The organism is Microbulbifer celer (assembly GCF_020991125.1).
Lineage (GTDB): Bacteria > Pseudomonadota > Gammaproteobacteria > Pseudomonadales > Cellvibrionaceae > Microbulbifer > Microbulbifer celer.
In genome coordinates this window covers 1,911,646-1,933,111 of the sequence record NZ_CP087715.1, presented here as the reverse complement: position 1 = coordinate 1,933,111, position 21,466 = coordinate 1,911,646, and the positions used below count along the sequence as shown (strand labels likewise).

Annotated in this window: 18 protein-coding genes; 9 read left to right on the top strand and 9 right to left on the bottom strand. The window is 50.1% G+C overall.

Annotated features, from left to right (window positions below):
• Window positions 1-251 precede the first annotated feature (251 nt).
• From LPW13_RS08085 to LPW13_RS08055, 7 genes are all read left to right on the top strand, one after another.
• Window positions 252-1,121 carry an NAD(+) kinase gene (locus tag LPW13_RS08085; protein WP_230438929.1) on the top strand — a complete coding sequence of 290 codons (870 nt, stop codon included), beginning with the start codon at window positions 252-254 and terminating at the stop codon, window positions 1,119-1,121.
• A gap of 44 nt (window positions 1,122-1,165) precedes the next feature.
• Window positions 1,166-1,564 carry an adenylyltransferase/cytidyltransferase family protein gene (locus tag LPW13_RS08080; RefSeq protein WP_230438928.1) on the top strand — a complete coding sequence of 133 codons (399 nt, stop codon included), beginning with the start codon at window positions 1,166-1,168 and terminating at the stop codon, window positions 1,562-1,564.
• Window positions 1,565-1,597: 33 nt separating this feature from the next.
• Window positions 1,598-3,793, top strand: a complete 2,196-nt coding sequence (locus LPW13_RS08075; protein ID WP_230438927.1) for a bifunctional glycosyltransferase/CDP-glycerol:glycerophosphate glycerophosphotransferase — start codon at window positions 1,598-1,600, stop codon at window positions 3,791-3,793.
• A 16-nt stretch (window positions 3,794-3,809) separates the two neighbouring features.
• A complete protein-coding gene (locus LPW13_RS08070; RefSeq protein ID WP_230438926.1) occupies window positions 3,810-5,102 on the top strand; it encodes a hypothetical protein in 1,293 nt (430 codons plus the stop codon).
• 410 nt (window positions 5,103-5,512) lie between these two features.
• The gene (locus tag LPW13_RS08065) at window positions 5,513-6,490 is read left to right on the top strand and encodes a glycosyltransferase family 4 protein (RefSeq protein WP_230438925.1); all 978 of its coding nucleotides are present in this window, start codon (window positions 5,513-5,515) and stop codon (window positions 6,488-6,490) included.
• A complete protein-coding gene (locus tag LPW13_RS08060) occupies window positions 6,423-7,901 on the top strand; it encodes a capsular biosynthesis protein (RefSeq protein ID WP_230438924.1) in 1,479 nt (492 codons plus the stop codon). Before LPW13_RS08065 ends, LPW13_RS08060 begins: the two co-directional genes overlap by 68 nt.
• An 88-nt stretch (window positions 7,902-7,989) precedes the next feature.
• Complete coding sequence (locus LPW13_RS08055; RefSeq protein WP_230438923.1) at window positions 7,990-8,634, top strand: CatB-related O-acetyltransferase; 645 nt, start codon at window positions 7,990-7,992, stop codon at window positions 8,632-8,634.
• 165 nt (window positions 8,635-8,799) lie between these two features.
• On the opposite strand, the gene LPW13_RS08050 is transcribed toward LPW13_RS08055, so the two are convergent.
• The 4 genes from LPW13_RS08050 to LPW13_RS08035 are packed head-to-tail and all read right to left on the bottom strand — an operon-like array spanning window position 8,800 to window position 12,818.
• Window positions 8,800-10,041: a capsular polysaccharide export protein, LipB/KpsS family gene (locus LPW13_RS08050; RefSeq protein WP_230438922.1), complete on the bottom strand. Its 1,242-nt coding sequence runs from the start codon at window positions 10,039-10,041 to the stop codon at window positions 8,800-8,802.
• Entirely contained in the window at window positions 10,041-10,742 is a 702-nt protein-coding gene (locus LPW13_RS08045; RefSeq protein WP_230438921.1) for an ABC transporter ATP-binding protein, read from the bottom strand. The genes LPW13_RS08050 and LPW13_RS08045 overlap by 1 nt, the downstream gene beginning before the upstream one ends.
• On the bottom strand, window positions 10,739-11,515 hold the full coding sequence (locus LPW13_RS08040; RefSeq protein WP_230438920.1) for an ABC transporter permease: 777 nt from the start codon (window positions 11,513-11,515) through the stop codon (window positions 10,739-10,741). Before LPW13_RS08040 ends, LPW13_RS08045 begins: the two co-directional genes overlap by 4 nt.
• A 4-nt stretch (window positions 11,516-11,519) precedes the next feature.
• Complete coding sequence (locus LPW13_RS08035; RefSeq protein ID WP_230438919.1) at window positions 11,520-12,818, bottom strand: glycosyltransferase; 1,299 nt, start codon at window positions 12,816-12,818, stop codon at window positions 11,520-11,522.
• A 45-nt stretch (window positions 12,819-12,863) separates the two neighbouring features.
• Here LPW13_RS08035 and LPW13_RS08030 point away from each other — a divergent pair, with 45 nt between their 5' ends.
• Both LPW13_RS08030 and LPW13_RS08025 read left to right on the top strand, forming a co-directional pair.
• Entirely contained in the window at window positions 12,864-13,982 is a 1,119-nt protein-coding gene (locus LPW13_RS08030) for a glycosyltransferase (protein WP_268932692.1), read from the top strand.
• Window positions 13,982-15,070: a glycosyltransferase family 4 protein gene (locus LPW13_RS08025; RefSeq protein ID WP_230438918.1), complete on the top strand. Its 1,089-nt coding sequence runs from the start codon at window positions 13,982-13,984 to the stop codon at window positions 15,068-15,070. The genes LPW13_RS08030 and LPW13_RS08025 overlap by 1 nt, the downstream gene beginning before the upstream one ends.
• Before the next feature lie 34 nt (window positions 15,071-15,104).
• Here LPW13_RS08025 and LPW13_RS08020 read toward each other — a convergent pair whose 3' ends face one another.
• Genes LPW13_RS08020 through LPW13_RS08000 form a run of 5 tightly spaced genes read right to left on the bottom strand, consistent with a single transcriptional unit; the run spans window position 15,105 to window position 21,459 of the window.
• Window positions 15,105-16,853 (bottom strand): BatD family protein, encoded by a 1,749-nt coding sequence (locus tag LPW13_RS08020; protein ID WP_230438917.1) that lies wholly within the window; start codon window positions 16,851-16,853, stop codon window positions 15,105-15,107.
• Window positions 16,847-18,781 carry a VWA domain-containing protein gene (locus tag LPW13_RS08015; RefSeq protein WP_230438916.1) on the bottom strand — a complete coding sequence of 645 codons (1,935 nt, stop codon included), beginning with the start codon at window positions 18,779-18,781 and terminating at the stop codon, window positions 16,847-16,849. Before LPW13_RS08015 ends, LPW13_RS08020 begins: the two co-directional genes overlap by 7 nt.
• Window positions 18,778-19,854, bottom strand: coding sequence for a vWA domain-containing protein (locus LPW13_RS08010; RefSeq protein ID WP_230438915.1), 1,077 nt, complete (start codon window positions 19,852-19,854; stop codon window positions 18,778-18,780). Before LPW13_RS08010 ends, LPW13_RS08015 begins: the two co-directional genes overlap by 4 nt.
• Complete coding sequence (locus LPW13_RS08005) at window positions 19,847-20,452, bottom strand: DUF4381 domain-containing protein (protein WP_230438914.1); 606 nt, start codon at window positions 20,450-20,452, stop codon at window positions 19,847-19,849. Before LPW13_RS08005 ends, LPW13_RS08010 begins: the two co-directional genes overlap by 8 nt.
• Window positions 20,449-21,459 (bottom strand): DUF58 domain-containing protein, encoded by a 1,011-nt coding sequence (locus LPW13_RS08000; protein WP_230438913.1) that lies wholly within the window; start codon window positions 21,457-21,459, stop codon window positions 20,449-20,451. Before LPW13_RS08000 ends, LPW13_RS08005 begins: the two co-directional genes overlap by 4 nt.
• Window positions 21,460-21,466: the final 7 nt, after the last annotated feature.

Genomic DNA, 21,466 nt, shown 5'->3' with positions numbered 1-21,466 from the left:
CAAAAAACGAAGCGAGCTCGACTGTTTCATGGATAATATGACTATTGGCCATACAGTCAAGGTTGGCGGCTAGCGGTGTTCGACTCGCACTTTCTGCTCAGGCATAATTGCCTGTCATTTTGTAGGTTCCTGGTTGATTATCAATGAGTTAGGAGCCTGAGGTGGTGAAAAAATGACCGGCTTTGCCACCAACAGCAAACCAAATACAAATACAACTGCAATGGCCCAGATTCGGGCACCATGGGGGAGCGGTGTCGGAATTTCAGAACATCGGCCTGATCGGCCGTACCGAAAGTGATAGCGCAGTCCTCTCGCTCAAGCGTCTGATGGCGTTCCTAGAGCGTGAGGGTTACTCCGTGGTGCTCGAAAAAAATACAGCCAATGATGTTGCCGATCACAAGGCTCGCGTATCCAGTAAAGACAAGCTGGGCGAGCTCTGCGACCTGGTCATCGTGGTGGGCGGTGACGGCAGTCTGCTGGCCGCTGCACGGGCGTTGGCCAAATTCAGTGTTCCCCTATTGGGGATCAACCGCGGTCGCCTGGGCTTCCTCACGGATATCACCCCGGATGAAATTGAACAGAAAGTAGGTGAAGTGCTTTCCGGCAAATATATGGCCGAAAGCCGTTTCCTGTTGGATATGTCTGTCACCCGAGATGGCAAGCCCATCGGCAAAGGTTCATCTCTCAACGATGTGGTAATTCACCCCGGTGAATACATCCGCATGATCGAGTTTGATCTTTTCATTGATGGGCAGTTTGTTTATACCCAGCGTTCTGATGGTTTGATTGTTTCTACTCCTACCGGATCGACCGCCTATGCTCTCTCGGGTGGTGGACCGATTATGCATCCCAAGCTGGATGCGATAGTGGTGGTGCCGCTTAACCCACATACGCTCAGCAGCCGCCCAATTGTGGTTGAGGGGAGTAGTGAGTTCAAAATAATCATTGGTGAGCACAACTCCGAGCATTCTTATGTGACCTGTGATGGGCATGACCAGGTAGTTACTGAGCCTGGGGATGTTATACGGATACATAAGAAGCCGCACAGGCTCACGCTGATACATCCAATTGATCACAACTTCTATGAGACCTGCCGATCTAAACTTGGTTGGGCGGAATAAGTCTTAAGTTTTGAAACAAATATTAAATTGAGTCAGGGGTAAATATGAAAGTCATCACTTTTGGAACGTTTGATGTTTTCCATATTGGGCATGTAAACATTCTGGAGCGAGCAAAAGAGCTGGGAGATCACTTAATTGTAGGTGTATCTTCAGACGCGCTAAACATCAGCAAAAAGGGGCGTCCCCCTATTTATAGCCAGGATGACCGGTTGAAAATTGTGGAGTCACTCCACTGTGTCGATGAAGTTTTCTTGGAGGAATCGTTAGAGCTAAAAGGTGAATACATCACTCAATTTAACGCCGATATATTGGTAATGGGGGATGACTGGAGAGGTCGATTTGATCAGTTTTCAAATCTCTGCAAAATTCAATATTTTCCGAGAACTGAGGGCATTTCAACATCTGAGATAATCGATGTAGTTAGATCAACCGCTGCCAACTGATTGCTCTTCTACAGTAGATTAAGATAGATGATTATGAAAAAGAACGATTTTGTCGTGAGTGTTGTTGTTCCTGTATATAATGTTCAGGGGCAAGTTCGAAAGTGTTTGAATTCGATTGTTGCTCAAAGCTATAAGAACTTAGAGATAATTATTGTTGATGACTGTTCAACTGATAATAGCGCTGCTATTTGTCACGAAGTTGCGAAGAAGAATGGCGACGTAACTTTTAAAGTTATCACACACAAACAGAATAAAGGGTTGGGGGCCGCGCGAAACACTGGAATTGACGCAGCTTCTGGAAGCTATATTCTGTTTGTTGATAGTGACGATTGGATTGAGTCAGATCTTATTCAGCGCTCGTTGCTCAATGCGCAAAAGCACAGTTCTGATGTTGTCATTTTTAACCATAAGCGGGTTTGGCCATCCGGCTATACTCGAATGAATTGGCGAACAGACTTATTTGAAAGTTACTCTGATAAGCAGCTAACAAATACTGATCGGATTGAGATTTTCAAGAACTTGAATGTTGCATGGAATAAGCTTTATAGACTTGATTTTATTCGCCGTGAAGGTATTGCGTTTGGAGAGGGATATTATGAGGATATACCTTGGACTTACTTTATTCTGTCATTAAAAGCAAAGATTACTTTAGAAAACTATTGTGGCTACTATTATTACCAGCGCCCAGGCTCAATTCTTAACTCTTCAACTGATAAGCACTTTGAGATATTCGAGCGCTATGCTGAACTATTTTCAAGACAGGTTGAGTCTGAGGGTTCGATTTTAAATGAGGAGTGTAGAAGGGAGTGCTTTTTCCGCTTCGTAGAACACATTGTAAACATGTCGTTTGAGAGGGTAGATAGGCTTCCTCAGCATTTACGGACTACATTTGCACTACAGGCAAGAGAAGAAATCATTAGACACGCGAATGCACTGCGATATGATTTAAGTGATTTTGACTTTTCAAGAGATCCAAGGTTACGTTGGAGATACCCAGTCCTTATGCGGGGAAGCTCCGGATTTCTCTGGTTGTTTAAAAAAGTAAGGCCTTTAGTGAGGAAGGCGGTGTCGACTAAGACACGTGTGACTTCGTGGGTTAAAAAACAGGAATCACGAATCAAGAAATTTCTTTATCCAAAGTTATATCAGTATGTTTTCATTAGGTTGCCTATCAAAACGAATGTGGCCGTTTTTTCTGCTTATTGGGATAGCCAAATAGCATGTAACCCAAAAGCTATTTCAGACGAGCTAATGCAACTGCGCCCCGATATTGAGCAATATTGGATTGTGAAGAATGGTGCGGAAATTGTGCCGGGTTATCAAGTTATTAGTCCGAACTCTCTAAAGTATTACTACACTATGGCGGTAGCTAAGTATTTCATCAATAATGCCAATTTCCCCAATTTTTTAATAAAACGACAGGGGCAGATACATATACAAACTAAACACGGTACTCCTATTAAGAAAATGGGGTATGACCTCATTCGCGAATCGAAAGCAAATGATATGTCCCCCAAGTTGTTTGCTCATAGGTGCGCAAGATGGGATTATGTAATTTCGTCGAACACCTATTCTAGTGAAATATGGCGCGGAGCGTTCCCGTTTAATTACCAACTTCTAGAGATTGGTTATCCGCGAAATGATCGCTTGAAAAACTCTTCTTTTGAGGAATGTATAGCAGTTCGGGAGAGCTTGGGTATTCCTTCGGACGCCTTCGTCATTTTGTATATGCCTACATTTCGTGACTACGATCGTAATCACGTGCCCAGTTTAGAAGTGGACAGTTTGCTTTGTGCTGCAGGGGAGAATTCATATCTGATTGTGCGCTCTCACTATTTTAAGAAGAAAGTTCAGGAGCTTCGAACTGACCTGAAAGACAGAGTGCTGACTGCCGACAAATATCCAATCGTAGAAGATTTGTATATTGCCTCGGATATTCTAGTGTCAGATTACTCCTCTTCGGTATTTGATTATATGAATTTAGGCAGGCAAGTGTTTTTGTATTGTTACGATTTCATAGAGTATCAGGAATATAGAGGGATCTATTTAAATTTGCAAGAAGAGTTTGGAGAGTTTTACTGTGAAACTCAGGAGGAGCTGGAGTCGAAAATCAACCAGTTTAAGAGCGCTAATAACGTCGGAAATCTAGAGCTCGAGTCACTTATAAAAAAATACACATCAATGGATGATGGGAATTCCTCGAGAAACTTAATAGAGAGAATTTTTTAAAGTATAGGTTATTTAGGTGAAAGGTTATTTTGCAAGACGGCTTATCAATTATTTGGGTTCGGTTGCCTGGTTTATAGCAAGAAGGCTGCATATAACGGATTTTGCGCTCGTTTGCGACAAGGGGAGATATTTCACAGGGCGCGTATTCGGAGTGAGCGCGAAAGTTCAGTTGGAAAATCTATGTAAACGGTATGAAAATATCGTTTTTGTGGACAATGAAGACGAGAGTAGTGTATTTCAAGTTCAGCGTTGGTTTGATTGCGGGTTTTTTGATGTAAAAAAGGTTGCTGTTGTATATATTCGATATAAGAGATCCCGTCGTCTTTATTCGTCGAAGTTGCGCGAAATGGGTGTGTCGTTCTGTGGAGTAAACTTTGTTAGTGAGCTGGCACCAATAAATGTAAGTCGCATATTTTATGTGTTTAACTCAATTAGTAATTGTGCTCTGATGTTGAATCGCTCTGCAACGCATGTCTTTGTGGGGCATGGGCAAAGTGAGAAGAAGGCCTGTGAACACCCGTTATTTCGAATGTATGATTATTTGTTGGTAGCGGGGCCGAGGTCTGTAGCCAAGCTTGCTAACTCGGGAGTTTTGCACGAACAAGATGCAAAAAATAAGTGTTTAAAAATCGGTATGCCATATGCAATTCATTCAGGAGAAAATAATGATGCTTTAAGCAGCGGATTACTTTATGCTCCGACTTGGGAAGGTGTGTTAGATGGAGAAAAGTATTCCAGCTTACCAGTCGAAAAGACAAAGGCGGCATTGAAGGAGATTGTGCAGGCTGAAAATCCTGAGTCACTGATAATTAGGCCCCATCCATCTACCGGTATTAGAGACCGGTCTATGTATGAGAAATTGGATTCCCTCTTGGAGTATTTGCAATCTCAATTTCCTAGTATTGATATAAGTCTTGAATTGCAAGAAGGGTCGGTAGTTGAAAGACATTATACGGCACGGAGGATTAAGTTTGATAAAAATCTTTCGCGTGTCAATGTAAAAATTGCCTCAACACTGAATCTTTCTCGTTACAAGTCCGTTATTTGCGATGTCTCCGCTATTGCTAGTGAGGCCTTGTTTAGTAAAACTCCTGCAACGATATTAGTTGTGCAAAAGCATGATTTAGAGTATGTCGTGGGTAAACCTTCTTCATATATATTTCTTTCTGATGATGATGAGGGGGGGGGCGCAAATGAGGGTTACACCGAGACTGCTTTGAGTAGGTCACCTGAAGTTGGCTTTTCTATGAGTGAATGGAAGACGCTTACTCCTTCTGATCTTTTTACCGAGATCACAAAGCATATTTGAGGGTGCTAACAATGATGGAAGTATTTAGCCCAGAGCAGACTGCCACTATAGCCTGACAGAAACTTTGAATCCACAGCGTCCTAAAATTTTTGGGGGGCCTCCATGCCCAGGTGGAATATATTCTTGGTAGGTTAAGTAAGCAATCAGCTTTCCCCACCTTTAGCACAAGCACGGCTCTCAGGCGGTCTCTATATGTTAGGGTAGCTGTCGTCTGAACCTTTCAGAAGGTAATCCACACAGGAGGAGGCAGCTATACTAATTTAATTTTCTAATACATTATTCTCGGCTTGGTTCACTTAATTCATATCTAAGTCCAACGAGCCGAGTAATGATATAGTAATCGTTCCGTCATCAGTTTTTCATGATTGGTTAGTATAAGGTAATGACATACATTACATTTTCGACGAAGCATGAAGATCAACCATGTGATGGGCAATTCAGTCCAAAGCTCAATATTCGACGCCTTTATTGGATACTTCAAGAAATACGCGCCGCCTTCTGTAGAGCATTTCGTCTCTCCTGATCCCATCGAAGGGTGTGATGTGTATCATCATCATCGCCCTCATATCTCAAAATCTATCCCGCAAAACTCTGTCTGCACGGTACATCACGACCCGAAAGATCATGATGGGTGGCTTAACCTGGAGCAGTTCATCGCGGCTTATCGTGACTCTGCTGCTGTGGTGTGCTTAAACTCCGAGCAAGAAAGGCTTCTAAGTAGTCGGCACCAAATCGACAATACTGTTGTAATTCCACATGGTATTAATACCGAGGTATTCAATGACAAGGTTCGGGTTCGCTTGCGGGATGAAAAGGTAACTTTAGGGTTCTTTTCCCGCCGCTATGGCCGGGGAGTGAAAGGCGAGTTTCGGTTGTATGAAATTGCGAAGCGCTTGCCTCCCGAACGTTTCCGCTTTTTTCTCGTGGGGAAGGATCGTTTGGTTGATGCCAAAAAACTCGAGTCAATGGGCTTTGAGGTCGACTGCTATGAGTTTTTACCCTACCGCCTTATGCCAGATGCCTATGCCAGAATTGACGCCCTGTTGATACTTTCGAACTTTGAAGGTGGACCCGCCTGTATACCTGAAGCTGTGTACACTCAAACACCTATCTTCTCGACCCGTGTTGGTATGGCTGTTGACTATGTTCGGCCGTCCCTTGGAGAAAACGGTCTGTTCATTGATCAGGATCTGGATGTTGCTGCCGAGGATATATCTGACTTTTTCGCCTTAAAAAAATCACTTTCCTTTACTTCTGTGTTGTCGTGGCAGGATGTTGTAAGCAATTATCACTCGGTTTATCAAGCGGTTGTTGAAAAAAATGAAAGCAGATATTTTAATCTCGGATCCGGTTCATATTCACAGAAAGAATTTTTCCAGCTTATTTGAATACCTGGATAAATGTCAGATCCGCTATAAAGAATTTTCTCAATCTAAAAACTTAAGAAATGTACGCATTAGGGATTGTATTCAGCGGGAAGAGCTGGCTCCGTACATCGACAGTCTGAGAGATCTCGATGAAGATGAGATGGTTGACTTTGAATGCAACGGTATAAATGTAAATAATGTCGTTGAATACGAGCTTCTTGATGAATTAATCTTTGACGGCCTGTCAAGTTATAAGTATCTAAATGTTGAAGATCTCATAAGATTTGTGTACAAGAACCATCATTCATTGCTGATTACGTCTTACGCTCTTGCGATGTATTGGATCGATTTATGGATGAATTTATCTTCGACGGACAAATACCGTTACGTCATTATTTTTTCTGGGGCAAGTATTTCAACAAGAGCCTTGACCAAGTGCTGTGAGCTACTGCCGACCGAGCCGCTGTTAGTGGAAAGCTTCTTTACAGGGGCGCATTACTACCTCGAAAACCGGTATTCTCCGTTGCCAAACAAATCAGATGTCAAATTTTTCAGGGAAAAAGCCGATATTGTTGATGCCGCCAAATGGAAAGTATCCTCAGGTTATCTATCTAATGTTTCCCAGCGTAACAAGAATGTAAAGCAGCCGAGTCATGCGGTTAGTCAGCTGAATAGCTGCGGTTATGTTTTGATCGCTTGCCAGGTGATAAATGATTACTCTCTCTTGAATAGTAGATACCCGAAAGTAGCAAGTACCGATATCTATCTAACAATAATTAAAGATCTCCTAAATAAAACGGATTTAGATGTTTTTGTCAAAGTACATCCGTGGGAAAAGGTAAAGCTATCCCGAGAGGTGTCTCTTACAGAAGAAGTAATTCAAGGTTTTGTTAGAGAGCTTTCAGAAAAAAACAGAAAAAGAATTAAACTAATAGAGTCAGAGAACTTAAGTATGTTGATAGAAGGCTGCATAGCCTTTGTTTCAATATGCTCCCAATCTGCACTAGAGGCAGCCTTTCTCGGAAAAAAGCCAATAGTTAGTAGTTCGGCCTTTTTCGCTTCGAAAGGTTTCTCTTATGAATTCTCTCAGGCTGAAGATGTTGCAAGCTATATTCTGGATGAGAATTATTCAGCTGAATTAAGTCTGAACGAGTATGACAAATTTATAAATTTCATGAACTACTGTATTCACGGCTGCCTGGTTGAAGAGAAGTTGACAGCTGCTTCGGCGCAGAAGCTATCTAAGGCTTTCAGTGGGTGTGCCAGCGCTCGTCCACAAGGAAATGTGGTGAGAACAACCTATCCAGAGTATAAGTATTTGGTCGAAAGGAATTTCGTCAAGAGAAACATATTTAAAATTCTAGAAAGACCCGCTCAGATTCTGATTGATGTTAGAGTGGTTTTTAAGACGCTGTTTAAAAGGGTTTCTTGACACTGATTGGGAAGTGCTGGTCTGATCCCGTTTTTGATAAAGAGGTCATGCTGTACAAAATAAATGAGATTTAAAAGCAGGTAGAGATATGTCAGATAACGCTGCTGATTTTGGTCGGGTAGCTTCGACAGCTGGGGTAGCGAAGTCTGCTCAATTGGAACATCCCGTAGATATCGCTGATTACGCGACAGTGTACGGTGGAACCACTATCGGTAGGTATACCTATATAAATGTGGGAACCGTTATTTATTCTAACGCTATTCTTGGGCGATTTTGTAGTATTGGACGGCAGGTGGAAGTGGGAACAGCAAAGCACCCAGTGGACTTCCTCAGCACACATCCGTTTCAGTATGCTTCTTCATTATTTATGAAAGATCCGGCATATGCAAAGGTAAGCAGAAAGCGTTGGCAGTTTCACCCTAAGACAGAAATTGGCAATGACGTTTGGATAGGCGCCAAAGCTTCAATTGGCAGTGGAATCACAGTAGGTGATGGTGCGGTGATAGCTGCGGGAGCGGTCGTTACTTCGGATGTTCCAGCGTATGCAATTGTCGGAGGCGTTCCCGCGCGGACAATCCGCTACCGCTTCGGAGCTGAGATAATCTCTCAGTTGCTGGAGTTACGGTGGTGGGAGCTTCCTCTGGAGCAGATTGGAAACCTAGATTTTGAGTGTATTGATGCCTGTCTTGAAGGTTTAACGCGTGCTCGAAAAGAGCATGCTACTGAGCTTTGATCTCCTGGTGGTCCATGCGGAAAGTCTGGTAACAAAGGAGCATAGCCAAAGTGTGCAGGCCCAAGGGGGGAGCAGGAATAGTGGTTCTGTTTCAAGCTTTCTCAGCACAGAGCAGGGCGTTTCGGGGAAGCGAACCGTTATAGAACTTTCCGCATGCACCACTAGTCATTCTCTTTTAGAGAGGCTAGTTGTCACGCCACGCCACGGTAAGCAGGAAGACAATAAGTTTAGATATTGTCTTGCGCGTATTTTTACTGAGCTTACAACTTGTTCTAGTTCACTGTACTTAGTGGTTTCAATACCGGTTGTCTGTAGTGTGCGGTTTATACTGACGCCGGCTGTAGGAATAGGGCGCTGACGTTCCTTTAGGTAGTACAGGAATGCCTCCTGCTTCTCTATTGGAGAGAAGGTGCTATCCAGTTTTCTAGGGATGGGGGTATCCTGCGGTTGCAAATAGATTGCTTTGCTATGCTGAAAAACTCCTTGGCCCAAAGCGATGGTCGGCTTTTCGAAAATCAGGCTTTCCAGTAATACGGTGCTATTGATTCCAATCACTGCGTGGGATTCTGCGAGAAGACTCTGAAGCGGGGTTTTTCCATCGACTTGTATTCGATCACTCAGCTTGCTGAACTCTTTATGATCGCAGTCGCTGAGCGGGTGTGGTCGAACAATAATTGTCCGTTCAGAGTCGGTATTTTCGAGAACCCACAGCAAAAGCTCTTCCATACTTTTGAAGGGGGAAAATAGGGTGATGTTGGTATCGGTTTCTAGTTGCAGGGGAATGAAATAGTACCCCTTGTCACAGATTTTCGGTGCTCCGTAGCTGTCGCGATACTGCTCCTTCCACTTCTTGATCTTGGCTGTTTGCTCTGGGGTCAGGGGAGGAGGAGATACTCTGGATAGTGAACTTGCGGCATTTACCCCTTCAGGATCCGAATAGTAGGTGTTTTTCTGCGGGAACCAGCCGGATTCTAAAAATGAAAATTTTTGCCTTGGGTTGACGTTCTTGGCGAGACCAATGAAATTGCGCTGATAGTCCATCAGCCCATTCCAGATGATAATGGTGTCCGGCTGAAAATTCTTAAGCGCTTTTTCGTGAAAGTTGGACTTGTACGCAGCTATCTCCTCAAGGATTTTATCTGAGGGGGATTCCAGGAACTTCTTACTTAGTGGGCGGTTTATTGGTGTGGCAAAGAAAGGAATTCCGGTTTTCGGTAGCTTAGACCGAATTACGTTCAGGCAGTTTACAATGTGCGGTTGTACGATTTCATTTCTTTTGAGGAGATGGACATTTTCATCAAGCAAAAGAAATACGGTATGCCCTTGAGCTTCGTAATCTCGGGCAATACGGATGATCACATCGGCTCGGACGATATCCGGCATTGCTTCGTAGATAAGTATACGCATTAGCTCTGCAATTTTTCGTAGGCATCTACAACTTCAATACTTTCGCCGTACTTTGCCACTTTCCCGTTTTCTATCCATACCGCTTTGTTGCATAGACGTTTTACAGTAGAGGGCGAATGTGAAACCAATACGACTGTATCGCCAGATTGAATTTTCTCAATCATAACGGCTTCTGACTTCTTCTTGAACTTGGTGTCGCCAACTGCAAGTATCTCATCAATAAGAAGAACGTCGGACTTCAAGTGAATGGCGACCCCAAACCCCAGTCGCTGTTTCATGCCCGAGGAATAGTTCTTGATAGGCTGGTCGAAAAAGCTCCCCAGCTCCGAAAATTCTTTTATTTCATCCAGCTTGCTGACAATGTGCTTTTTTTCCAAGCCCATCATCATACCGCTGATTACGGCATTCTGACGTCCTGTCAGGTTTTGATCGTACCCAACGGTTAATGAGAGTAGGGTTGTGTGGTATCCATAGTTGATTATTTCTCCGCCGTCCGGCTTGATAATCCCGTTCAGTAAACGCAAGAGCGTGCTTTTTCCTGCGCCGTTCCGACCAATAACACCAAGAGAATCACCTTCCTTCAGGTCAAAGCTAATGCCGTTAAGTGGCGTATGGGTGCTGATTGCCCGTGTAAAGGGGATCCCCGAGCGATAAGTCACTCGAACATCTTTCAGGCTGATTACAGTCTTACTATCAGTCATCGTTGCATCAGCGCTCTGGCGAATACCGGGTTGAGTCTGCTTATTAGAAGTCGGGCCAATGCGTACAAGCAGAAGACGCTGCCTGCGTAGATGGCCAGGCTGCTGGCATCGGGAGCCTGATTGTACATCAGCACATCGCGGTAACTCTGAATGATCCAGACCATTGGGTTGTATGCCAGCACACTTTGAATATTCTCGGGCAGCGAACTAACAGCGTAAAGGATTCCAGAGCCATACATCCCCAGGCGCAGGAGATGTGGAATCAGATTGGAAAGGTCGGGGACGAATGGAATGAGTGAGCTGGCAACCAGGCCACATGAATAATTCAAGAGCAGCTGTAATCCTAGAATTACGGGTAAGTAGATATAAGCCATGGTAGGGGGGTATCCCATCGACCATAGAGCTATAAGTAATATGCAGAAAATGATACTGAATTTGAATGTATCCATAAGGACATTCACTGATGGAAGTACCAGTTTCGGGAAGTTCACTTGGCTGATTAGCGCGTGATCCTGACTGATCGCCACTGAACAATGGCTGACGCATTGAGCAAACCACTGCCACACTACGAGCCCCACTAACAGAAAGGGAACGAAGTCCTCAGTGCCGCGCTGAAAAACTACCCCAAAAATGAAATAGTAAATTGCCATGGAAAAAAGTGGCTCGATTACCCACCAGAGAAAACTCAGGTAAGTTTTTGATGCCTCTGATCGGAGGTTGCACAGCGCCTTGTAAAAGACGATGTCACGATGGTGCTTTTCTAAAAAAATCACAGTCTTACAATACTTTTCGATACTCAGTTAACACTTGTGCGGAGACGGCTTTTGCGGACAGGCCAGGCTCTGGTAGGCCAATAACATCCATATCGTATTTGGCCATACTCAATAGAATTTTTAGTTCTTCAACGTCGTCTATGGGGAAAAGAGCTGCCTTAGGCAGTAACTCCGCACACCCTGGAATATTGGATGCGACAGTTGGTTTTTTTCTTGCTGCCGCCTCTAGGAGCACTTGTGGCTGGTTTTCGGGCGAGTTGCTTGGAATTGCGACAAGGTCGACACCGTCGAGAAAGTCACGGCTCTCAGGCTCGTTCAGTTCGCCCAAGTAATGAGTATTTGCGTACTGCCTTAGCGCTTTATCAGCATAGCGCTGCTCGATAACTCTTCCTGCTACGTGAAGCTCTATTTCTGAATCAGCCAGCTCGTGAAGTGCGCGGCTGAGTGTATGGAGCCCTTTGTGAGGGGCGATTGCCCCCAGAAAGCCAACTACAAGCCGATCGTTCTCTTTTCGCACGACTCGTTTTTTCTCAAACCAAGTTTCTGCGAGGCCGGCGGGAATATAGTGGCAATTATCCAGGTCAAAATATTCCCTCAGTCGCTTCTGGCCGGTCCTTGATAAGCAGATTACACACGTTGCGTTGACTAGTGCTTCACGAAGCTTTCTCTCACGGTTATCCCAAGTCTCCGCCTTCGAGGATGCAGAGTGTTTTTGCCTCAGTATCTCTGCTACGCCGTTACGGATAGGTGAGATTTGTGAGGCAGCGCGGATAAGGTTGTTCGGGTGCGTTTCTGCTATACAGCGCATGCAGTTTCGAGAGTCTTCAAAACCATTGCAAAATTCGCGCGACTTGAGGGTCAGAGTGTGCTTGGGGCAAAGCCACCAGAAATCCGTGACAGACACAAAGTAGGGGATGCTGAGTTCTCGTGCCGCATGGAGAATATTGATGCCGATATGAGCAGGGTTTGCCATGTGCAACACATCTGGCTTCAGTTCCGAGAGAAGCTTCAAATAATTGGCAATCGAGTCGCCGCCAATTGTGCGCCACCCAAATGTCGGGAGCGTCACGGTCTGGAAGTTTTCGTCGTGAGCCTGAGCCTGATCAGTTACTATGCGCTCAGGATTTCCGCCTGCTACAACAACGTCACAGCCTTGCTCACTCAGGTCGCGAGCCAGGTTGCGAATGTATTTCTCGGTCCCTTGATTGTATCCAGGGCCGAACTGCATAGTGCAGAGTAGTACTCTCACGTTGACACCGGGGCTGTTGGGGGCGGTAATATACAGTAATGCTTTAAAAAACAACAGGTTATTATCGAGCGTTTAGCCCGATTCTTAAGAGAGTCTCCATTGCTTCCACAGTTCCGCATACTCCAATGTTACAGGACCTTCTTTCCCGAGTCCCAGGGGGGACTGGAACAGGTGGTCCTAGAAGTTGCTCAAAATGTAGATGGTTGCGGGGTTTTGACGCTCGCAGATGGTCCCGCTCATAAGTGCCTCACCGAGGGGGTTCCAGTGATAGCGGAGAGGCGTTGGTTTTCAGTCGCTTCCTGCTGCATAGGTCCTGGTCTGGTTCGGGCTTTATACCGACTGAAGGCGTCCCTTTTACACTTCCATTTCCCTTGGCCATTTGGCGATTTGGCCTATTTGCTGGCAGGGGGATCCAGGCCACTTATAGTCACTTATCATTCTGACATAGTCCGCCAACGGTTTCTCGGCGCTTTGTATCGCCCCCTGATGAACCGCTTTCTCGCTCGTGCTGATCGAATTGTTGCGACCTCCGAGAACTATGTAGAAAGTAGTTCCGTCTTGGCCGCGCACAGGGAAAAAGTAGAGGTGATTCCCCTTGGGATCTCGGAGCGGGGTTACCCAGTGGTCTCCGCTGCAGAGCTAGGTACCGCGAGCGAACGCTATGGTCGGGATTTCATGCTGTTTGTCGGCGTGCTGCGTTACTACAAGGGCCTGGACCACCTGATTCGTGCTGCCGTGGGGCGGCCGTATCGGATCGTGATCGCGGGAAAGGGGCCGGAACTCGGGCGACTCCAGGCTTTGGCCCAAGAGTTGGGGGCCGAGAATGTGGTTTTTGCTGGCTTTGTGAGCGATGAAGAGAAAGTGGCGCTTATGAAGCTGTGCCGGGCTGTCGTCTTCCCTTCGCATTTGCGCTCAGAAGCCTTTGGCGTCACCTTGATTGAGGGGTTGATGTATGGGAAACCACTGATTTCCTGTGAAATAGGCACTGGTACGAGTTTTGTGAATCAGGATGGTGAGACTGGTCATGTAGTGTCTCCTGCCGACCCTGATGCACTTCGTGAGGCAATGGACGATTTGTGGTATGAGCCAGCTGCTGCTGAGCGCATGGGGCGGGCGGGGCGCCGCCGCTATGAGGCGTTGTTTACCGGAGAGCGGATGGCGGCAGCTTACCAGAAGCTCTACCATGAAGTGCTTAGGGAGAGAGGTGTGGTTGAATAATGGCCAGAATCGCAGTGGACGCTCGTCCACTTTCAATTCCTACTACGGGAATTGGCCGTTATACCCAGGCCATAGTGGAACGTCTGGTTCAGAGTAAGCACGAGTGGTACCTATACAGTCATCAACCACTCCTCCGTGACTTCGGGGTTTTACCGAATGTTACCGTGCGTTGTGGCAATGTGCGTCTGTCCAGTTTGGGATCGCTGTATTCGCAGGCAGTATTTCCCCTTTGGACGAAAAAAGACAGGGTCGACCTGTTCTGGTCGCCCCGACACCATCTGCCCCTCTTGACTGGCTCATCTACTGCCCAAGTGGTGACCATTCATGACCTTGTCTGGAAAACGTTTCCCGAGACCATGTCGCGGCTTGGCCGCCGGATTGAGGGACTTTTGATGCCACCGTCCCTGAGGGCGGCGGATGCTGTTATTGCGGTTTCTGAAAGTACAGCGAATGAGGTCAGGCAGTCATTTCCGGGTTGTAGTAGCAAAGTGAAGGTGATCCACGAGGCTCCTTTTCTCGATTCATCAGATATCCCAACCAGCGCTGGGGATTACTTTCTGTTTGTGGGAACTATCGAGCCCAGAAAAAATCTCTCCCGACTTTTGCGCGCATATAGCCTCTATCGATCCCAGGTGCAGCGTCCGCTGCCACTCAAAATTTGTGGTGGAAAGGGCTGGGGACTCCCTGAGCTGGAGAGCTTGATCAAGCGCGAGGGGCTGGACGAGAACGTAGAGGTGCTGGGCTACGTAGATGACGAAGAATTGCCGGGCTTGTATCGCGATGCCAGGGCTTTGTTGATGCCCTCACTTTATGAAGGATTTGGATTGCCAATTGTTGAAGCCTTCAGTCAGGGCACCCCGGTTATGACATCTAATCGCGGTGCAATGGAGGAGGTCGCAGGCGAGGCTGGGGTGCTGGTAGACCCTGAAAGTATCGAAGAAATGGCCGTATCGCTTGGTGAGCTGACCAATAATAGCGGCTTGGTTCTTGACCTTCAGCGCCGTGCCAGGGAGCGCGGGAAGTCGTTTAGCTGGGATCTGGCAGCGGAGCAGACGCTATCCCTGATGGAGTCATTGCTCGTGCGATAGCGCAAAGCCGTCTACGCTGCGTTACTGATACCACTCATCCACTAAAAAGGCCTGGTAGCGCTTCGGTCTTGGGAGCTGCTTCATCCTCAATTCGGGTCAATCTATCGGTCAGGATCTGTAGCTGCTGTCTGTTCAGCGGTTTCGGTGGTGCCTTGTAGATTGCACTGTTCAGCATCTCCACCAGTTGCGATAACTCAGAAATGTTCAGCTGTTGGGCAGCAGCTTCCAGATTCAAGGTTCTGACCTCCGGCCAGCGATCGCCTATCCATTGCCTCAGTGCAGACTGGATTTCTTGTGGGCTGCCTGACTTGACCAGCTCGGTCAACTTTTCAGGGGCCACTACCTTATTGGTTGTTCTGCCGGACTTCTGGGGGGCGCCAGCTCGGTTGCGTTTGTTAGCGTAGAAAAAATACACAATCCAGAGCAGGTGCGAAGCAATCGCCGCAATAGCAACCTTCTGCCAAAACCCCGGCTCAACCTCCGTAGCGCTGGGGCTGGGCTGCGTCGGCTGCGTGTTCCCGGGTGCAGCAGAATCTACTACCGGCAAGCCCGTCACATTGAATCTGAAGGCCGGTAGTTGTGTAGCCCGCTGCCGTCCGGTCTTAGTATCCCACCAGGTAATCGTAATCGGCGGCAGCTGATAGTTCCCGGGCCTGGTTGCCACAATCGCCGTGGTTTCTACACGGCTTCCTGTAATGCCGTTCACACCGGGTTGATCTTCCTGTTGCGGTTGATCGGGGTAGGTTTTCAGTCCATCTACATTCAGCTTCGGTAGCGGAGGCAGTTGTGCTGCCCGCAGTCCTTCCGCGCGCAGGGTGATGATGCGCGTGATGGGCTCGCCGACTTTGAATTCTTCCGGATCTTTGCTCCAACTTTGAACCAGGCCGAGGCTTCTTGCGGGCAGCCAGTGGGTACCGCTGTAGCTATCGGGTTTGGGTTCGACTTCTACCGTTTTCGCTTCGGAGCGCAGGCGGATGCGTTGGGCGTTGCGGTTGAAGAGGGAAAAGGGGTCTCTGCGGCCGGTGACGGCGATGTAGTTGATCGGCGGGATCTGGAGTTCGCCGGAGCTTTCGGGGAATACGGCGTAGGTGATTTCGTAGACGGCATGACCTACGCCGTCTATGCGACGCTCGTAGCGCTGTTCATCCACTTTTTCGACGTGGGCGCCGGGGATCTGCAGGGGATCGGTGGCGATATCGTGGAGGCCGACGGTGGTGTACAGGCGGACTTTTACCAGCAACTGCTCCTGGACGTGGAGCTTGTCTTTGTCCAGTTCTACTTCCAGGAACGCCTGTCTGTTATTACCGCTGGGCGATTGGCCGGCTTTGTTGACGGTAATCGGGATGGCATCGGACACCTGGCCGTGCAGGTGCAGGGAAGGGACGAAGAGTTTGCCTTCCTTGAGTGGCGCGAGTGTCAAGGCCCATTCGGTAAAGCTCTCGGCTTTACCATTGATGACCCGGTACTGGTTGGACTGCTGCCGGGAGAGGATTTCGAAGTCCTGTTCCAGCAAGTTGAAGTCCGGCTGTCCGCCACTTTGAGGGCCTTTATAGCGGACTCGCAGGGTGAAGGTCTCGTTAATGGCGAGCTCGTTGCGGTCGACACTGGCGGTGAGGTCCTGGGCCTGGGCGAGCGCCGGGAGGGCCAGGCAGGCGAGGGCCGCCAGCAGCAGCGCTGAGATCAGTTGAGCGAGAGTGCGGGCTGCCCGGTTATTTTGAGGTGCCGAGCAGGGGCTCGGCGTTCCCAGGGGGAGGCCGTCAGGGGAAATTACTGTGGCTACCATCTTTGAGTGGCTCCATTCTCCGGGGGCTTCCATTCGCCGGCGCGGTAGGCGCGGCGGCGCTGCAAGCTTTCATATTTGAATTTCTCGCGCATCAGTCCAGCCGGATCGTCGGGGATCTGGCGCAGCCATTGATCCAGAACCTGTTGCGTCTCTGGATCAATGGGGCTCTCTTCCGCGTTTGCGGCCTGTTGTTCCTGAGTGGGTTCGCCGTCAGTCTGGGGCTCTTCCTGCTGCGCGTTTTGCTGTTCCTGTTCTTCCTGGCCGGCTTCCTGTTGATCCTGGTCGCCCTGTTGCTCTTGCTGATCGGTTTCCTGGGGTTGTCCCTGGGATTGCTGTTGATCCTGGGAGCCTGACTGATTTTGATCCTGCTGTTGCCCGTCTTGTTGTTGAGACTGCTGCTGATCGCTTTGTTGCTGATCCTGGTTCTGCTGGTCTTGCTCTTGCTGATCTTGCCCCTGCTGGGATTGCTGCTGGCTTTGCTGCTGCATTTTCTTCAGCTTTTCTGCGATGTCGCGATTGTGTGCCGCATCAGCAAAATTCGGGTTTTTCTTTAGCGCCTCGTCGTATGCCTGGAGCGCCTCGTCGTAGCGCTGTTGTTGGGTAAGGCTGTTGCCCAGATTGTACAGGCCCTGCGCACTCTGGTTCTGGGCGAAATTTTTCGCGGCCGCATCGTACTTTCCCGCGCGATACTGGGCGGTACCGCGCCACTGGGAGTTTTCGAAGGTGTTGGCGGCCTGTTCGGGGTTGCCTTGCTCCAGCAGCGAGCGCCCCTGCTGATCTTTGGTTTGCCACAGATCCTGCCAGACTGAGCCGGAGTTTTCTTGGGGGGCGCTCTCTTGGTTGTTCTGAGGGGCCGGCAGCTCTTGGGCACTGACGTCCTGAGAAGGCGCCAGCAGGATCGCCACGGGCAGCAGGCAGGCGAGGGCGCCGCGGCGAAACAGCAGAAGGGCGAATGGCAGCAGTAACAGTACCAGCCACGGTCCTTCTTCTCGCCACTGGTCAAATTGCCGCTCTGCCAGCTCAGCTTCTTCCGGGGCTGTATTCTCTGGTAGCAGGCGCTCGATATCACTGTCATTTACAGATATCTCTGCAAAGCGACCGCCGGTGCCGGTAGCCAGTTTGTCGAGGGCTTTGCGGTCGAAGTTGGTGATGACAATAGAGCCACTGTCGTCGGTAATAAAGCCACTGCCATTGGTTTTGGGGATGGGGCTGCCTTCACCGCTGCCGACCGCAAGGATGGACAGGCTGACATCGGTCCCGCGCAGGGTATCTTTGATGGTGCCAATGGCTTCTTTGGCAATGCCGTCGGTTACCGCCAGCAATTCACCATGACCATTGGCGCCGTCCTGGATCAATTTCAGTCCTTCTTCCACCGCCATCTCAATATTGCTGCCCGGGACGGGCATGATCCGTGGAGAAAGCGGCGGTACCAGGTTGGCGATGGTGTCGGTGTCATCGGTCAGTGGTGTTACCACATAGGCTTCGCCCGCATAGGCGATTAGAGCCGTCAGGCCGTCTTTACGTTGTTTGAGGATATCCAGCACTTTCAGGCGTGCGCGAGTCAGGCGGTTGGGCGTGAGATCCGTGGCGCGCATGGAAGGTGACAGATCCAGCAGGATCACTAGTGCATCCTGATTGGTATATACCGGTGTGGGTAGCTTCCGCCAACTGGGGCCGGCCATGGCCATAATCATCAGGGTGAGCAGCGCGAAGATCAGTGCGAACAGCCACGGACGCTTTTCGCCGCCACGTAATAGCAGGTGCGGAAGAAGGTCCGGATCGATCACTTTCTGCAGGCGGCCGCTACTCAGGACTGTGCGTGCCAGCACCCAGCAGAGCAGGGCTGCAGGCAGGATCAGGAGCAGCAGGGCGGGGCGCAGAAAGTGAAACTGGTCCATGTTGGCAAAGAAGTCGGTAACAAGGCTCATCCGGCACGTCCTCCACCGAACTGGGGCCCGCCGGCATGATGGCCGTTACGCTTGATCCCGCTCGGTTCGGATTGCCGCTTGCCGGGTAGCCATCCACTGACCAGGGGAATTACAGCCCAGATCAGCGCAATCAGTAACGCCAGGCCCAGCGGCCATACGAACAGGGATTTCAGTGGGCGATAGGTTTCCGCCTCCTGCTCCACGGGTTCCAGTCGATCGAGCTCCGCATAAATTTCTGTCAGCTCTTTCGGGTTGTGGGCGCGGAAGTACTGGCCGCCGGTTTCTTCGGCGATGCTCTGCAGGGTTTCGCCATCGAGATCCCGGGACGGATTTACCCGGCGTGCACCAAAGCGGGAGCCGAGAAGGCCGGGCTGTACCATTTCCTCCGCGCCGATACCGATGGTGTACACCGTCACGCCCGCCTGTTTGGCAAGTTCGGCGGCCTTCAGTGGTGTCACTTCACCGGCAGTGTTGGCGCCATCGGTGAGCAGGATGACGACACGCTGATCTGCCGGCCGCTGAGTGAGTCGCTTTACTGAAAGGCCAATGGCATCGCCAATTGCGGTGCCCTGGCCGGCAAAGCCAATTTGTGCCTCACGCAACAATGTATGGACGGTCTCGCGGTCAAATGTCAGTGGGGCTTGCAGGTAGGCGCGGGTACCGAACAGCACCAGGCCGAGCCGATCCCCTTTGCGTCGTGCGACAAAATCCCCAACCACTTGTTTGACCGCAGAAATGCGCATCGCCGGATTGCCATTCAGGATCATATCCGGCGTTTCCATGCTGCCGGAAATATCGACGGCAATCAACAGATCGCGCGCACTGCTGGTCTGGCTGATGGGGGCGCCATACCACTGGGGACGGGCGGCAGCGGTCAGTAGCAGAATCCAGAGTAGCCACAGCAGTGCCAGATTGACCCGGTTGATCGGCGAGCTGCCCCCTTTGTTGGGCAATTGCTGATAATAGGGGACTTTGAGGGCGCTGGTCAGGGGTTCGCTTTTGGGCAGCAGTTTGCGTGCGAGCCAGGGCAGTGGCAGCAGTAGAAAGATCCACGGCAGGGCAAACTCAAACATCGGTTGCCTCCGGGGATTTTGACGGCGCCGCGGGCGAGGTGCTCAGGACGGTTTCGATAGCGCTGAACGCGTCGGTGTCATGCCGGTTCACCCAGCGAATCGCATAATCCCGCAACGTGGGTACGCCTTCACCGGTTGCATTGGACCGGTACAGGCCTTCCAGCAGGGCGGTGCGGGCGGGTGCCGGCAGGTCCTCGCCGGATGTGCGTTGCAGGAAATCGATCCACTGCTGGCCGGTCAGCGCGGCGCAGCGACGTCGGCCGAAGCTCACCACGGCTACCCGTTTTAGCAGTATGTTGATCTCCTCTACCGCACGCGGATCTTTGACATCCACTGCGCGCAATAAATGTATGCCCTCGGTTCGATAGCGTCGTTGCTGTCGCTTGCGACGCAGGTGAAGCAGGGCCAGGCCGGCAATGATCAGCAGGGAAAACACAATCACCGCAGCCAGCCACCAGCCCGGCGCCGGTGGCCACCAGCCCACCGCCGCTGGCTCCTGAATATCCTTCAGTTGCGTGAGAAGCTCTTCCATCTCCGGTGTCAGTGGCGGCGATGGTGGGTTCTGTTGCGGCGTCGCCTGGGTTGCCAGCTGTCTCACAACGTCGCCCTCGATTCGGAGCCACTCGTTTTGGACATGGAAGGTGCGGTCTGTGGTCGGCCGCCGTAAATCGACAACAGTGCGGGTACCACCGGCTGGGTGTTGTCAAAGTCGATCAGCGGCAAACGCAGCTTGCGACAGAGCTGCTCGGTCTGGGCGCGCACTTGCTGCTGCTGCAGGGCAAAGTTGTCTCGCACCCCGCGATTGGCGCGACCGAAGCCGAGAAAGGTGCGCTGGCGTCCATCGCTGACCGTCAGAGGTTGATCCGGCAGTGCCCGCTCCAGCGGGTCGGTGATACGCAAAACCTGCAGGTCGGCGTGACGTGTCAGCAGATACAGTGCCTGCTCACTGGATGCATCCAGATCATGGCAGTCGCTGACCAGGAACAGGGCGCTGCCGGGGCGGGCGATGCGACGCGCTTCCTCCAGCAGGATTTTGATCGGCTGATAACCTGAGGCGGAAACCGGGCTGTTGAGCGCGCCAGCCGCGGCAACCATACCGTGAATACTGGCGAGTACTGCGTGATGGCTGCGGCGGGGGCGCACGGTTTCCACGGACTGATCGGAAAACAGCAGCGCACCGATACGGTCGCCGTGATGGAGGCCGGACCATGCCAACGCAGAGGCGATGGCGCTGGCGGCAACGGATTTGAACGCGTTCTGGCTGCCGAAAAACATCGGCGAACGCAGATCCAGCAGAATCACCACCGGACGCTCGCGCTCTTCCTGAAACAGTTTGGTGTGGGTCTTGCCGGTGCGCGCGGTTACCCGCCAATCGATGGAGCGGACATCGTCACCGGGCTGGTAATTGCGCACTTCCTCAAAGTTCATGCCGCGGCCGCGATAGCGGGTCAACATCTGTCCCGCCTGGTCGGCCTTGCTGGCTTTGGGCTGAAATAGCTGCAGCTGGCGGGCGATATGTCGCAGGCGCACCAGCGGCGCTACCTCGGGATAGGCGCCGCGGAGATTCAGCTCGTCGTGATTGATACCGTTACCGTTGTTGTGCACAGGTGCC